The sequence below is a fragment of the Vibrio sp. 378 genome (assembly GCF_033339435.1).
Genome location: NZ_JAWOUO010000191.1, coordinates 1 through 994 on the forward strand (window position 1 = coordinate 1; position 994 = coordinate 994).

A 994-nucleotide genomic window follows, 5' to 3' on the forward strand; every position below is an offset into this window, starting at 1 on the left:
GCTTTGTTTTATTTCGGGCTTACAAAATCTCAAAAAACATCGGTTATTTGGTAAGAACCATACGCGCATTGAGCGGTTGAACTGGACGATTGTTTTCCCCCATAACGTGTTCAAATTGCGCAATTTGCTCTGCCGAAATGCTTTGTGGATCTTTGATCACAAGCCAACGCACGCCTTCTGAACATGGTGGCGTGGTCAATGAGCCGTTAAATCGGTAGTAGTCTTTGTCGCTAGGAATCAAAGCGTTTGCATCGAAAGGAGCGCGAATCGCTACGTTTTGATCTCTTTCCGGCACATTTTCTAGCAAATTCGCCAAAGCAGGATTGGCTTTGCCTTGTTCAAAAAATACCGCCACTACTGCGAGATTGCCTTGCTCATCGGCATGAACGTAATGCGCTTCCAATGGGTAAGATTTGCCGTCGACATGGTTTTCAGATGGTGTGTGGAAATGAAACTGCTTTAAAGCAAACGCTTTGCCATCAATGGTCAGAACATTCTCTCCCTCAATGCTGGTTTGCAATGTGTGACCATTGTTTGTTAGCGCAACCACTTTGCCTTGGTAATCCAATTGCAGTTTTGCTAATTCAGCTTGCGTTGCCGAATGAATATCAATCGGGCTTTGGTTTTTACCTTGCGCACATTCAGAAGCAAACTCGCCCCAATGCTCTGGTCCGTGACTTCCTTCGTAACCCCAGTTTGCTGCGTTGGCCGAACCAACGAATACCAAAGACAATCCAATCGCTGTAAGTGACTTTTTCATGATTTTCCTTATCCCTTCAAGTGAAGTGTTGTAAAAGCAAAGCCATACTAATCTCACAGGATTCGGTCGTTACAGAGTGGAAACTATGATTGCAAACAAACTTTGGAATCAACTCCTCTAGTCATGCAATTGATATGATGCTCAAAATTGAACATCAACGATTATTGAGTCGGTATAAGTGCCCGCTGGAGGGGTATTTTGGCTTGTCATTATCTGCGCGCGATAATTGTAGTT

Annotated in this window: 1 protein-coding gene; it reads right to left on the minus strand. The window is 44.0% G+C overall.

What is annotated here, in order from left to right:
- Positions 1-43 precede the first annotated feature (43 nt).
- Positions 44-760, minus strand: a complete 717-nt coding sequence (locus R7Q48_RS25080) for a carbonic anhydrase (RefSeq protein WP_005485792.1) — start codon at positions 758-760, stop codon at positions 44-46.
- Between the last annotated feature and the right edge of the window lie 234 nt (positions 761-994).